Genomic DNA, 14240 nt, shown 5'->3' with positions numbered 1-14240 from the left:
CATGAGCGAGGAACCCACGGCCAACGGTGCAGGCGACGACGATACCGGGAACGAGGGCGTCGTCCGCCGAGAGCGCTTCAGCGGCGGCCCCGCCCGGGGGTTCCTCTCGTCGCTCGCCGCTGATCGGCGCATCTTCGCCGCAGACCTCGCGGTCGATCGCGCCCACGTCGTCATGCTCGCCGAACAGGACATCGTCGACGACGGGACGGCTGGAGAGATCCTGACTGCCCTCGAAGAGATTGAAGACGCGGGCCACGATGCACTCCCCGACGGCGAGGACGTTCACGAGGCGATCGAGACAGCCGTCATCGATCGCGTCGGTCTCGACGGTGGCCGGATGCACACCGCCCGCTCGCGCAACGACGAGGTGGCGACCTGTATTCGCTACCGCCTGCGTGAGGACCTGCTCGACGCGATCGAGACGACACTCGAAGCGCGTGGCGCCCTGATCGAGACCGCCGAGGCCGAGCGCGAGACGGTCATGCCGGGATTCACCCACCTCCAGCCGGCCCAGCCGACGACCGTCGCCCACTGGGCGCTCTCCTACGAGCGCGCGCTCGCTCGCGAGACGGCCCGCCTGATCGACGCCTACGACCGCACGAACCAGTCGCCACTGGGGGCGGCGGCCTTCGCGGGGACGCCATTCGATGTCGAGCGCGAGCGCACGGCCGCGTTGCTGGGCTTTGCGGGAACGATGGACAACGCGATGGACGCCGTCTCGGCGCGGGACTTCCTCGTCGAGTCGACGGCCGCGCTGGCGACTCTCGCCACGACGCTTTCGGGACTGGCCGAGGACATCGTGATCTACGCGAACAAAGGATTCGTCGAAGTCGACGACGCCTACGCATCGACCTCCTCGATCATGCCCCAGAAGAAAAATCCCGACACGCTCGAACTCGTCCGTGCGCGGGCGGGCGATGCCGCGGCAGGTCTCAACGGTCTGCTGAATACGCTAAAGGGGCTGCCGCGGGCATACAACCGCGACCTCCAGCGTGCTGGCGGGCACGCCTGGCGGGCGATCGACGGCGTCAGCGAGGCGACCGAAGTCGCGGCTGGTGCGATCGCGACCGCCGACTGGAACGACGAGGCCCTGGCGGCCGCAGCGGGCGAGGGCTTTTCGACCGCGACGGGCGTCGCCGACGCGCTGGCGATGGCCGGCGTCCCCTTCCGGACGGCCCACGAAGTCGTCGCCAGCACAGCAGAGGCAGCAGGCGACGATGGGGACTTCGAGGCGCTGGACGCCGCCGCGCGTGACGTACTCGATGCATCGCTGACCGAGTACGTCGACCGCCAGACGATCGAATCAGCGCTCGATCCCGGCCAGAGCGTTGCCAGTCGCGACTCGGCTGGCGGTCCGGCACCCGAGGCCGTCGCCGACCAGATCGCGGCTGCACGGACGGACCACGACGCCGACAGCGATACGCTGGCAGAGCGCCGGGCGGCCATCGCGGACGCGGTCGAGAGCTTGCAGGCAGAGGTGGAGACGTATGTCTGAGACGGGCACAGCAACGACCACGACACCGATCAAGAGGACACACGACATGACCACGACACCGACAACCGAATCGTCCCGCCCGTCGACCGACGACGGGCCGGCACGCGAACCGCACGCCGGGCTGCCACCGGAGCGTGACTGCCAATGAACGTCGGGATCCTCTATTCGCGCATCCGCCAGGACGAGAAGCTGCTCCTCTCGGAACTGCGCGAGCGTGACCACGACGTGACGAAAATCGACGTGCGAAAACAGCGCTTCGGCCTCGATTCAGCCCCCGAAGCGTTCGAAGACGTGGACGTCGTGCTCGATCGCTGTCTGGCGACCAGTCGGAGCCTCTACGCGACGGAGTTCCTGAACGCCTACGACATTCCGGTGGTCAACAGCCACGAGACGGCCGAGACCTGTGCCGATAAGGTAACCAACAGCCTCGCACTTGAGCAGGCCGGCGTTCCGACCCCCACAACGGAGGTCGCGTTCACTAAGGACACGGCCCTGGAGATCATCGAGGACTTCGGGTACCCCTGCGTGCTCAAGCCTGTCATCGGCTCGTGGGGCCGTCTGATGGCCAAAATCGACACCAAGGACGCCGCCGAGGCCATCCTCGAACACAAGGCGACGCTTGGCCACTACGAGCACAAGGTCTTCTACGTCCAGGAGTTCGTCGAGAAACCGGGCCGGGACATCCGCGTGCTTGCGACCGACGGCGAGCCGGTCGGGGCGATGGTCCGCTCCTCGGATCACTGGCTGACCAACGCCGCGAAAGGGGCCGAGACCGACCCCTTCGAACTCGACGAGCGCGCCCGCGAACTCGTCGCCGAAGCCAGCGAGGCCGTCGGCGGCGGGCTGTTGGGTATTGACCTGATGGAGACAGGAGAAGATGAAGACGGGGACCCAACCGGCTACACCGTCCACGAGGTCAACCACACCGTCGAGTTCAAGGCGCTGAACGACGCCGTCGAGACCGACGTCCCCGGTCAGGTCGTCGACTGGCTGGAGACGAAAGCGGGGGTGAACGAGTGATGTCCGCGAACGAAGGCGAACCGACCCTTTCGGCTTCCGTTGTCGGCGCGAGCGGCTTTACCGGCGGCGAACTCCTGCGGTTGCTCGCCGGCCATCCCGACTTCGAGATCATCCAGGCGACCAGCCGCTCGAAGGCAAACAAGACGATCGGGCACACCCACCCGAACCTCCGGGGGCTCGACCTTCGCTTTAGCTCCCCGGAAGACCTCGAATCCGTGGACGTGCTGTTCGCGGCGACGCCACACGGCGTCTCGATGGAGCAGATCGACGCCTTTCAGGACGCTGCCGACACCGTGGTCGACCTCTCGGCGGACTTCCGCCTGGAGAGCGAAGCGCAGTACGACGAGTGGTACGATGGCCATTCGCGTCCCGAGTTGCTGGACGAATCCGAGTACGCGCTGCCGGAACTCAACCGCGAGAACCTGCCCGGAGCGGGCCTGATCGCTTCGGGGGGATGCAACGCCACGGCGACGATCCTAGGACTGCTCCCGCTGTTCGAAGGGAGCGTGCTCTCCGGGGACGAACAGATCGTCATCGACGTGAAAGTCGGCTCCAGCGAGGGTGGGGCTGGTGGCGGCGAAGCCTCCAGCCATCCCGAGCGCTCGGGCGTCGTCCGTCCCTACGCGCCGACGGGTCACCGTCACGAGGCCGAGATCGAGCAGTTCCTCGGGACGAACGTCTCCTTTACGGTCCACGCAGTGGAAATGATCCGCGGTGCGAGCGCGACGATCCACGTCTTCCCCGAGGAACCGGTCTCGAAGGGTGACCTCTGGGGAGCCTACCGCGGTGCCTACGAGGACGAACCGTTCGTCCGGATGGTCGCCGGGGGCGGTGGCGTCTATCGCTACCCCGAACCGAAAGCCGTTGCTGGCTCGAACTATGCCGAGGTCGGCTTCGAGCTCGATCCCGGCAACAAACGCGTCGTGGTCTTCTCGGCCATCGACAACATGATGAAAGGCTCGGCCGGCCAGGCCGTCCACGCGGCCAACATCGCGCTGGGCCTGGAAGAGACGGCCGGGCTGGACTTCGCGGGGATGCACCCGGTGGGGTCGCCATGACGGAGGTGACCACGGAATGACGGTGGTTGTCAAAGTCGGCGGCGCTCGCGCCGTCGACCCCGAGGGCGCGCTGGCTGACGTGGCCGATCTGGTCGCGGATGGCGAGGATATCGTCGTCGTCCACGGCGGCTCGACCGCGGTCGACGAGACGCTCGAACGCATGGGAATCGAACCGGAATACGTCGAAACACCCTCCGGCGTCGTCGGGCGGTTCACCGACGCGGAGACCATGGAGGTCTTCGAGATGGTCTTTGGCCACCTCAACACGCAACTGGTCGCGGGATTACAGAGTCAGGGCGTCGACGCGGTCGGACTCAACGGGGTCGACGGGAAACTCCTGGCCGGCCCCCGCAAGTCGGCCGTTCGTATTTTGGAGGACGGCAAGCGCAAGATCAAGCGCGGCGACCACTCGGGCACTATCAAGAAAGTCAACGACGAGCTGCTGTATACGTTGTTAGACAATGGATACACGCCGGTTGCTGGACCACCGATGGCCGGCAAAGATGGTGATGAGTGGCTGGCTGTGAACACCGACGCCGACCGCTCCGCGGCGGCGATCGCCGGAGCACTCGACGCGACCCTCATCCTGCTGACCGACGTCGACGGCGTCTACGCCGATCCCGACGATCCGGCGACGCTGATCGAGTCAGTCGAGACGGGCGAGGACTGGAAGGCACTCGAAGACGCCGCCGAGGGGTTCATGGAACGGAAGATCATGGCTGCCGAGGAGGCGCTTGACGGCGGGGCACCCGAGGTCGTCGTCGCTGACGCCAACGCCGAGGCACCGATCAGTAGTGCTCTCGAAGGCAGTGGTACACACGTTCACGAGACAGCGATCGAGACGGAGGAAGACACATGAGCGGATTCGTATTTTCCGAGAAGCCGATTCAGATCGAGAGCGGTGATGGCACCGTCGTCTACGACGACGCGGGCACAGAGTATCTGGACATGGGCGCGAGTTACGCCTGCGTCCCGCTGGGGCACAGCCACGAGGCCGTCGATTCGGCCGCCAAAGAGCAGATCGAGGACCTGACCTACGTCCAGGCGTCCTATCCCGTCGAGACCCGGACGAACCTATACGACACCCTCGCGGTCGCAGCGCCGGGCGACATCGACAACGTCTGGCTGTGCAACTCGGGCACGGAGGCCAACGAGGCGGCACTGAAGTTCGCCCGGAGCGCCACCGGCGACTCGAAGATCGTCGCCACGATGCAGGGCTTTCATGGCCGGACGATGGGCGCGCTGGCGACCACCTGGAAGGACAAGTACAAGAAGCCCTACGAGCCGCTGATCGGCGACGTGGAGTTCGTCCCCTACGACGACAGCGAGGCGCTCGCCGAGGCCGTCGACGATGAGACGGCCGCCGTCATCATGGAGCCGATCCAGGGCGAGGGCGGGATTCATCCCGCTTCGACCGAGTATCTGAAGGCGGCCCGCGAGCTCACCGAGGAGGCCGGCGCGGCGCTGATCTTCGACGAAGTCCAGACCGGCATGGGTCGGACTGGGGCGCTGTGGGCCTGCGAGCAGGCTGGTGTGGTTCCCGATATGCTTACGGCCGCGAAAGGGCTCGCCAACGGTTTCCCGATGGGTGCGACACTCGTCAAGGACTGGATCGCCGAGAACTACGGCTCTCACGCCTCGACGTTCTCCGGTGGCCCAGTCGTCTCGGCCGCGGCAGAGGCGACGGTTTCGACGCTCGTCGAAGACGATATTCCGAATCATGCCGCTGAAGTCGGTGAGTACCTTCGCGGTCAACTTCGTGAGGAACTCGGTGACAGCGCCCGAGAGATCCGTGGCGAGGGACTCATGATCGGCGTCGAGATCAAACGCGGAGCCAATCGCGTCCTCAAGGATCTCGCCTTGAACCATCAGGTGCTGGCGCTGCCGGCCGGTCGGACGGTCGTGCGGTTGCTCCCGCCGCTGATCGTCGACGAGGATCAAGCTGATGCGGTCGTCGCGGCGCTGTCGGAGGCGATCGACTGATGAGCGCGACGAGCGTCCCGACCGCAGAAGTCTCGGACGAGACAGCCCGCAAGTTGCTAATCGACCTCGTCGAGATCCCGTCGGTCTCGGGCGACGTTGCGGAAGCCGCCGAGGAACTCGTGGAGTTCTTCGAGGAGCACGACCGGGAAGTCTGGATCGACGATGTTGGGAACGTCCGCGCACCCGCAGACGATGGCGTCCTCTTGACGTCCCACATTGACACTGTCCCGGGTGACATCCCCGTCAGACTGGAGGAGAACGATGATGGCGAAGAAGTGCTGTGGGGCCGTGGAAGCGTCGACGCCAAAGGGCCACTGGCGGCGATGGCCGCCGTCGCGGTCCGAACGGGTGCGAGCTTCGCCGGCGTCGTCGGCGAGGAAGTCGACTCGACCGGTGGTCGCTATCTGGTCGAGGACCGCGATAGCGAGCCCGACGTTGTCATCAATGGCGAACCGTCGGGTTGGGACGGAATCACGCTAGGTTATCGTGGCTTGCTGGGCGGTACCTACGTCGCCACAAGCGAGTCGGGGCACTCCTCACGGCCCGAGAACAACGCGATCCAGGACGCCATCGACTGGTGGAACCGCGTCGAAGCCGAGTTTGCCAAAGACGAGTGGCACCCGGTTTTCGAGCGGGTTACGTGCAAACCGGTGGACATCGACGGCGGGATCTCCGGGGACGGTCTCTCCGTGGAGACGACGCTGCGCGTGCAATTGCGGGTCCCGCCGGAATACACGACCGACGAGATCCGCGAGTTGGCGGACGGTCACCTCCGGAACGGCACGGTCAACTGGGACGACTGGGTCGAGCCGGTGATGATGAGTCCCCGGACAGAAGTCGCTCGGGCCTTTCGCGCAGCGATCCGGAAACGCGAGGGCGACCCGCGCCTGCTTCGCAAGACCGGCACCAGCGACATGAACATCTACGCCGACGACTGGGACGCCCAGATGGTGACATACGGCCCCGGCGACTCGGATCTGGATCACGCCCCCGACGAACACCTGCCGCTACCGGAGTACGATCGCTCGGTGGCGGTGCTTGACGACGTCACCACGACCCTCCTGGAGGAGTAAGGATGCCACGCAACGTACTCGATGTGGACGACCTGACGAGCGACGAACTATCGGCCATGCTCGACCGTGCGGCCGCGATCAAGGCCGGCGAGGTGGCGGGCACTCCCCTCGAAGACGAAACGCTCGCGATGATCTTCGAGAAGCCCTCGACCCGGACCCGGGTTTCCTTCGAGACGGGAATGACCAAACTCGGTGGTCACGCGATCTTTCTCGGACCGGATGACATCCACCTGGGGGACAGCGAGCCGATCAAGGATACCGCCCGGGCGGTCTCGCGGTATGCCGACGCGATCATGGCGCGGCTGTTCGACCACGCCGACGCTGAAGAGCTGGCCGAATACGCCACCGTCCCGGTCATCAACGGGTTGACCGACGACGCCCACCCCTGCCAGACGCTGGCAGACCTGCTGACGATCCGTGAGGAGTTCGGCGGTTTCGACGAGGTCAGAGTCGCGTGGGTCGGCGACGGCAACAACGTCGCCCAGTCGTTCGTCCTCGGTGCGGCAATGGTCGATCTCGAGTTGACCGTTGCGACGCCGGAGGGATACGGGATCGACGACGACGTGCTTGAACGGGCGGCAGAAATCGGGACCGCCCCCGAGACGACACACGATCCCGAGGCCGCCGTCGAAAACGCCGACGTGATCTACACGGATGTCTTCGTCAGCATGGGCGAAGAAGACGAACGCGAGGAGAAACTCGACGCCTTCGAGGAGTTCCAGATCACAACAGAGCTGCTCGGCGACCGTACGCTAATGCACTGTCTGCCGGCCCATCGCGGCGAAGAGGTCACCGACGACGTAATCGAGAGTGACAACGCCATCGTCTGGGACCAAGCGGAGAACCGGCTGCACGCCCAGAATGGATTGCTGGTGTGGTTGGCTGAGCGGTAACGTTGTGGATGTGAAAGCATACGCCGTCGAAGACGGCGTTTGACTGCTCGCGAGCAGGTCGTTTTTCGCCACCGGGAGAGCGATATCTCCCGAGCTCACACTCACGTCGTCCGTGTGAACCACGTTTTCCGAGTCGAGCGGGACCTCTGGTCCCGCTGACCATGCGAATAGCGTGGAAGCTTCGCTTCCACGTACATGCGAGCGGGCCATCGGCCCGCGAGCATACGGCGGCGAAGCCGCCGTGAGCAGAGAGTGGTGCGCCGGAGGCGCACCCGACGAAGTAAAAAGGTGGTCGCGTGGATCCGCGGCTTTTTTCCACTGCGCTGCGTCGGGTGACACAATGAGCTATCTGGAGATCACCCAGGACGAACCAGCTGAGTCGACTGACGGCGTCTGGCTGACCTGTATCGAGTGTGGCGAGACCTTCGCGCCGTTTTCGGGGATCCGTTACACCTGCGACGAGTGTGAGGGGTTGCTGGAAGTCCGGTACGCCGACCTGCCGACCTTCGAGGACTTCGGCGACGACGAGACGGCGTTCCACGGCGGCGTCTGGCGGTATAGCGATGCCCTGCCATTCGAAGAGGGCGTGACGCTCCCGGAGGGCAACACCCCGCTGCACGAGGTCCCGCGACTCGAAGACGAAATCGGGGTCGAACGCCTCCGGGTCAAACACGAGGGGATGAACCCGACGGGGAGTTTCAAGGATCGCGGGATGACCGTCGGCGTCCGCGTCGCCCAGGAGGTCGGGGTCGATCGGCTGGCCTGTGCCTCGACGGGGAACACCTCCGCCGCGCTGTCGGCCTACGGGTCACGGGCTGGACTGCAAGTACTCGTCCTCCTTCCGGAGGGGAAAGTCGCAGCCGGGAAGATCGCACAGGCAAGCCTCCACGGCGCACGTATCCTCGAGGTCGACGGCAACTTCGATCGGTGTCTGGACATCGTCCAGAACCTCGCCGACCGCGGCGAGGCCTACCTCCTGAACTCGCTGAACCCCTTCCGACTGGAAGGCCAGAAGACCATCGGCTTGGAGATCATGGAACAGTTCAACGCCGAGGAGGGTGGGTTCCCCGATCGGATCGTCCTGCCGGTCGGCAACGCGGGCAACACCGCCGCGCTGTACAAGTGCTTTCGCGAACTCGAGACCAGCGGCGCGATCGACGAGAGTCAGATCCCGAAACTGACCGGCGTCCAGGCCGAGGGGTCGGCCCCAATGGTCGAGGCCATCGAGGAAGGCTGGGACCACATCGAACGCTGGGACGACGTCGAGACGAAAGCGACGGCGATCCGAATCGGTAACCCGGTGAACGCACCGAAGGCCCTCCCCGGGATCCGCGAAACCGATGGGACGGCCGTCGCCGTCAGCGACGACGAGATCACCGACGCCCAGCGGACGCTCGCCGAGGAGGGAGTCGGAGTCGAACCCGCTTCCGCGGCGTCGATCGCCGGCCTGCGGAAACTCCGTGAGGAGGGCGTCGTCGACGACGACGAGCGGGTGGTCTGTCTGACGACCGGCCACCTCCTGAAGGACCCCGACGCCGCCGTCGAGGCCGGTACCGAACCCGAGCCGGTGCCCGACGACACCGACGCGGTGCTGGAACACTTACGCTCCTGACGGGGCACGGCCCGGTCGATCCACGTCCGACGGACGCCCGTCGTGCCGAAAGCCGACGCTCGTCTGCCGACGTTTTTTGCGGCCCGAAGTGGGAGATGAGTTGCCATGTCAGCCGAGCACGATCAGGGATCGAAAGCAACCGAGCGGTCGCTGTCGACTGAAAAGCAAACGGGTGACGAACCGCGGGCCGGGACGCGTTCACAGCCCCGAGAGTCTGGATCGGTACCAGGAGCCGAGAAAGAAGTACGGACAGCGATCGTCGATCGTGGCGGTCCACCGATCGAAAACCCATCGGACGCCCATTGTGCCGTCGCTGCAAGCGATCGTCTCTGGCAGACCTACGGAGGGGGCGACATCGACGGGTGTTTCGTCTGGACGACACCGGACGGCGATGGCGGTCACTGGGAGGACTGACAACGGGACCGTCCGACGTCGATCAGAGGCCGTTGAGTTCGACGACCGTCGTATCGAGGATGCGCTCGTCGTCGTTGAGCGCCTCGAGGACGGCATCGGTCGGCCGGGAGTCAAGGTTGTACACTGACAGGGCTTCGCCGCCGAACGCCTCGCGGCTGTTGAACATACCGGCGATGTTGACGTCGTGCTCGCCGAGGACGGTCCCGATGTAGCCGATGACACCCGGTGCGTCGGCGTTGCGGACGATGAGCATGTGGCCGTGAGGGACCGCTTCGACGCGGTAGTCGTCGATGCGGACGATCCGCGGATCTCCGTTGGCGAACTGCGTGCCTTCGACGCTGAGTTCGGTCCCACCGCTACGGACGGTGAGTGTAACCAGACTCCGGAAGTCCGGCGTCCCGTGATCGGTGACGACATCGACATCGATACCCTCGCGGTCAGCGACTTCTCGGGCGTTGACGGCGTTGGCGTCGAGCCCGAGGGAATCAAGGACACCGGCGAGTGCGCTTGCCGTGATGGGGTCGAGAGTCTCTGTCGCGATCTCGCCCGCGTAGGCCACCTCCACGCCGTCGACATCGCCCTCGAACAGCTGGACTGCGATCCGGCCGGCCGTCTCTGCCAGGTCGGCGTACGGTCGGATCGTCGGGTACTGATCCGGCGACATCGCCGGGACGTTGACGGCGTTCTCGACCGGTTCGTCGGCGAACGCAGCGAGCACCTGACGAGCGATTGCCGTCGACACCGATTCCGTCGTGCCGACGGTGCTGGCGGCGACGCCTGGCGTCACGATGACGTCTTCGACGTCCCGGAGTGGGCTGTCATCGGGAAGTGGCTCGACAGAGACAGCGTCCAGCGCGGCGCCGTGGAGGTCGCCGTCCGCCACTGCATCCGCGAGGGCAGCCTCCTCGAGGAGTGCCGGGTCCCCGCAGTTGACCACGTATCCTTCCCCGAGCGTCTCGAACTCGGACTCACCCAGGCGGGGCACGGCGTCGCTGCTGGCGTGCAACGAGAGGAAGTCTGCCCGCTCGAGACACGTCTCGAGATCAACTGACTCGGCACCGATCCGAGCGATCCGGTCGTCGGCTGCCTCGGGGGCGGCGACCACGAGATCCACGCCGAGATTGTCCAGGCGCTTTCCGACCTCTTGGCCGACATCGTCGAAGCCGATGAGACCGGCGGTCTTGCCTTCCAGTTCCGACCCGAGGATGTCCCCTTTCGCCCAGTAGCCATCCTTGAGTTTGACGTGGCCCTGTGGGATCCCGCGGGCCGTGGCAAAGAGCAACCCGACGACGTACTCCGCGACCGATCGAACCGCCTCCTCCGGCGCGTTCGCGACGATCACGCCGTGTTCGGTCGCCACCGGAACGTCGATCGTCCCGACGTCGATCCCCGCGCGACCGACGATCTGCAGGTTCGAGGCGCGTTCGAATACCTCGGCGGTCACCGCCACGTCGCCCGCAACGATCAGTGCGTCGGCACCGACCGCGGCCGACGCCAGGTCCGATGGTCCCTCGGCCTCGACGGTCCGCACGTCGTGGCCTGCCTCCGTGAGCAGCGCCAGTCCGGCCTCCTCGACCGGCCCCGTTACTACGATCTCCATATCAGGGGTGACTGCACGACCCGGCATAACGCTTGTTTTCTCACGCGCGAGGAAAGAACACTGACACGACGGACCGAAACCGAGCCGCAGGACGACCGATCGTTCGAGCCCCTATCGCCACGCCGACAGCGTCGCCGCTTCCGAGAGCGGCGTCGACAGATACGCCCCATCGCGTGTGACGTCCGCGATGACGAAGACGTCCGCTTCGCCCTCGTCGATCGAGGCCATGACTTCGCCGTCCGATCGACTGTCTGCCGCGAGCGCGTCGGGCTCTTGCGACATACTATGTGAGTAAGTAACATTCATACATAAACGTGCCGAAAACCAACAGACAATGCCGAGGACTATCCGACAGCTGTCAGACGGGTTCGCCGGCTCGACTGGCGACTGCGGACTTCGAGAGTCACGGAGATGGGCCGCCACGCCTGACACCGTGACTAAACAAAGATTTTGTACGTGGACCAAGGAGTAACTGCCAGTATGAACGTCGCGGACGTCATGACGCCACGTGAAGACGTCGTCACGGTCGACATCCCGGGGACCAGAGACGACGTTCTGGAGTACTTACAGGAGCGGGAATTCTCGTCGGTGCCGGTCGTCAAAGAGACCGACGACGGCGAGGAATTCCGCGGGATCGTCACGCGGGACGCCCTGATCGAACACCCCGACGAGGACCAGCTGGCGTTGCTCGTCGAAGAGGTCCCGACGACCACGGCCGAGACGACTCTCCAGGAGGTAGCCCGGACGATCATCTCGACGGGTGAGCCCCGGATCCCCGTCGTCGATGGTCACCTCGAGGGAATCGTCACCATCACCGACCTCATCCGGGCGATCGCCGAGGGTGACGTCGACGACGGCGATACGTCCGTCGGCGACCTTGCCCGTCGGGACGTCAACTGTGTCTACGCCGAAACCCCGTTGACGGTCGCCGAGCGGGAACTCAGTCACGCTGACGTCCCATACGGGGTCGTCCTCGACGACGATGCGGAAGTGTGTGGCATGCTGACCGAGGTCGACGTACTGACGGTCGCCGAGGTCGTCGAGGGCGAAGCCGAGACCGGCGAATCCATCGCCAACCAGGACGACGAGTGGATGTGGGAAGGCATCAAGGCTGTCGGGAACAGCTACATGCCGACCCGGAACGTCGAGTTCCCCGACGAGCCCGTCAGCGAGTACATGACCGGGGACCTCGTGACAGTCAGCAGCCGCCGGACTGCACAGGAGGCGGCCCAATTGCTCATCCGCCACGACATCGAGCAGGTCCCGCTGGTATCGGGCGACGACCTCGCGGGTATCGTCCGCGACATCGACGTACTCAAAGCGCTACGATGACCCAGGTCAGCGCCGAGCAGCTGGTCGAACTAGCCAAGCGCCGCGGGTTCTTCTTGCAATCGGCCGGCGCCTACGGCGGCGTCTCGGGCTTCTATACGTTCGGTCCGCAGGGAGCCGCCCTCAAACGCAACATCGAGGACACCTGGCGCGAGCGCTTCGCCATCCAGGAGGGCCACATGGAGGTCGACGCACCGACCGTCCTGCCCGAGCCCGTCTTCGAAGCCTCGGGCCACCTCGACGGCTTCGACGACATGCTCGTCGAGTGTCCCGAGTGCGGGGAGTCCCATCGGGCCGATCACATCGTCGAAGACGACCCGGCGACCGGGATCGAAGAAGCCGAGTCACTGGCCCCCGAGCGCGTCGAAGAGGTCATCGCCGAGTACGAACTCACGTGCCCGACCTGCGGGACGGGACTGGCCGGCCAGGCCATCGAGCAGTTCAACCTGATGTTCGAGACCAATATCGGCCCGGGTTCGTCCTCGCCTGGCTACCTGCGTCCCGAAACGGCCCAGGGGATCTTTATCGAATTCCCGCAACTCGCCGAGTACGCCCGCAACCAGCTTCCCTTCGGCGTGACCCAGATCGGCCGGGCCTACCGCAACGAGATCAGCCCCCGGAAGTCACTGCTTCGCGTGCGGGAGTTCAGCCAGGCCGAACTCGAACTGTTCGTCGACCCCGAAGAAGACGAACCGGACCTCTCGTCGGTGGCCGACGTCCGAGCACGGTTTTACCCGGCCGAAGCACAGGACCGCGCGGACGGCGACGTCATCGAGACCACGATCGGCGAGGCCGTCGCCGAGGGGATCGTTGCCGACCCCTGGATCGCGTACTATCTGGGCGTCGCCGCCGAGTGGTACCAGCGCATCGGCCTGGACATGGATCGCTTCCGGTTCCGCCAGCACCGTCCGGGAGAACTGGCCCACTACTCCGAGGACTGCTGGGACGCCGAGGGCGACGTCAGCGACCCCGGAGACGAACCGGACTGGATCGAACTCGGCGGGTTCGCTTATCGGTCCGATTACGACCTCTCGAAACACGACGCTCACTCCGAGGAGGACTTCACCGTCTTCAAGCAGTACGACGAACCCGTTACCGTCGAGAAGCCGACCGTCGATCCGGACATGAGCTACCTCGGGCCGGAGTTCGGCGGAAGCGCCGGGGACGTGGCCGACGCGCTGGCCGAGTTGGCCGAGTCAGATCCCGATGCCTTCGAAGGCGAGGAAGTCACGGTCGAAGTCGACGACGAGTCCTACACCGTTCCAGTCGAGAAGACGGGTTTCGCCATCGAGGAGATCACCGAATCCGGCGAGCACGTCACGCCCCACGTCGTCGAGCCGTCACTGGGTATCGACCGGGCGCTCTATACTGCGCTGGATCACTCCTATCGCGAGGACGAGATCGACGGCGAGGAGCGGACGTATCTTGCACTCCCCCCGGAAGTCGCGCCGACGACCGTCGGTGTCTTCCCGCTGATGGACAAGGACGGCCTGGGCGAGCGCGCTCGCGAACTCGCCGCCACGTTGCGCGACGCCGGGTTGTCCGTGGCCTACGACGACTCCGGCGCGATCGGTCGGCGGTACCGGAGGCAAGACGAGATCGGAACGCCGTACTGCGTGACCGTCGACTACGACACGCTCGAAGACGGAACAGTGACGATCCGGGATCGGGATAGCACCGCACAGCGGCGGGTCGCGGTCGACGATCTCGCGGCGACGATCGACGCGCTGGTCGCCGGCGAAGACGACTTCGAGGACCGCTAA

Annotated in this window: 14 protein-coding genes; 12 read left to right on the top strand and 2 right to left on the bottom strand. The window is 65.5% G+C overall.

Translation table 11 applies throughout. The features are described from left to right. The first annotated feature begins 1 nt into the window (after position 1). From argH to BN2694_RS10475, 10 genes are all read left to right on the top strand, one after another. Positions 2-1495, top strand: coding sequence for an argininosuccinate lyase (gene argH / locus BN2694_RS10515; RefSeq protein WP_135664956.1), 1494 nt, complete (start codon positions 2-4; stop codon positions 1493-1495). Then, positions 1488-1643, top strand: a complete 156-nt coding sequence (locus tag BN2694_RS17115) for a hypothetical protein (protein ID WP_167880008.1) — start codon at positions 1488-1490, stop codon at positions 1641-1643. Before argH ends, BN2694_RS17115 begins: the two co-directional genes overlap by 8 nt. Then, positions 1640-2515, top strand: coding sequence for a lysine biosynthesis protein LysX (gene lysX, locus BN2694_RS10510; protein WP_210408939.1), 876 nt, complete (start codon positions 1640-1642; stop codon positions 2513-2515). The genes BN2694_RS17115 and lysX overlap by 4 nt, the downstream gene beginning before the upstream one ends. Then, positions 2515-3573 (top strand): N-acetyl-gamma-glutamyl-phosphate reductase, encoded by a 1059-nt coding sequence (gene argC, locus BN2694_RS10505; protein WP_135664950.1) that lies wholly within the window; start codon positions 2515-2517, stop codon positions 3571-3573. The genes lysX and argC overlap by 1 nt, the downstream gene beginning before the upstream one ends. Before the next feature lie 16 nt (positions 3574-3589). Further along, positions 3590-4432, top strand: coding sequence for an acetylglutamate/acetylaminoadipate kinase (locus BN2694_RS10500; protein ID WP_135664947.1), 843 nt, complete (start codon positions 3590-3592; stop codon positions 4430-4432). Further along, positions 4429-5556 carry an aspartate aminotransferase family protein gene (locus BN2694_RS10495; RefSeq protein WP_135664944.1) on the top strand — a complete coding sequence of 376 codons (1128 nt, stop codon included), beginning with the start codon at positions 4429-4431 and terminating at the stop codon, positions 5554-5556. Before BN2694_RS10500 ends, BN2694_RS10495 begins: the two co-directional genes overlap by 4 nt. Further along, positions 5556-6629: a [LysW]-lysine hydrolase gene (locus tag BN2694_RS10490; RefSeq protein ID WP_135664941.1), complete on the top strand. Its 1074-nt coding sequence runs from the start codon at positions 5556-5558 to the stop codon at positions 6627-6629. Before BN2694_RS10495 ends, BN2694_RS10490 begins: the two co-directional genes overlap by 1 nt. A gap of 2 nt (positions 6630-6631) precedes the next feature. Beyond that, complete coding sequence (gene argF / locus BN2694_RS10485; RefSeq protein ID WP_135664938.1) at positions 6632-7522, top strand: ornithine carbamoyltransferase; 891 nt, start codon at positions 6632-6634, stop codon at positions 7520-7522. Between the two features lie 340 nt (positions 7523-7862). After that, positions 7863-9134 carry a threonine synthase gene (gene thrC / locus BN2694_RS10480; RefSeq protein WP_135664934.1) on the top strand — a complete coding sequence of 424 codons (1272 nt, stop codon included), beginning with the start codon at positions 7863-7865 and terminating at the stop codon, positions 9132-9134. Positions 9135-9239: 105 nt separating this feature from the next. Beyond that, entirely contained in the window at positions 9240-9548 is a 309-nt protein-coding gene (locus BN2694_RS10475; protein ID WP_135664931.1) for a hypothetical protein, read from the top strand. Positions 9549-9570: 22 nt separating this feature from the next. Here the strand turns inward: BN2694_RS10475 and BN2694_RS10470 are convergent, their stop codons facing one another. Together BN2694_RS10470 and BN2694_RS17110 are read right to left on the bottom strand one after the other, a co-directional pair. Next, positions 9571-11148: an NAD(P)-dependent oxidoreductase gene (locus tag BN2694_RS10470; RefSeq protein WP_135664928.1), complete on the bottom strand. Its 1578-nt coding sequence runs from the start codon at positions 11146-11148 to the stop codon at positions 9571-9573. 111 nt (positions 11149-11259) lie between these two features. After that, positions 11260-11430, bottom strand: coding sequence for a DUF7556 family protein (locus tag BN2694_RS17110; RefSeq protein WP_167880007.1), 171 nt, complete (start codon positions 11428-11430; stop codon positions 11260-11262). Positions 11431-11628: 198 nt separating this feature from the next. Here BN2694_RS17110 and BN2694_RS10465 point away from each other — a divergent pair, with 198 nt between their 5' ends. After that, positions 11629-12480: a CBS domain-containing protein gene (locus tag BN2694_RS10465; RefSeq protein WP_135664925.1), complete on the top strand. Its 852-nt coding sequence runs from the start codon at positions 11629-11631 to the stop codon at positions 12478-12480. Further along, a complete protein-coding gene (glyS, locus tag BN2694_RS10460; protein ID WP_135664923.1) occupies positions 12477-14240 on the top strand; it encodes a glycine--tRNA ligase in 1764 nt (587 codons plus the stop codon). The genes BN2694_RS10465 and glyS overlap by 4 nt, the downstream gene beginning before the upstream one ends.

This window comes from Halorhabdus rudnickae (assembly GCF_900880625.1).
GTDB lineage: Archaea > Halobacteriota > Halobacteria > Halobacteriales > Haloarculaceae > Halorhabdus > Halorhabdus rudnickae.
This window is presented reverse-complemented; position numbering and strand designations above follow the sequence as displayed.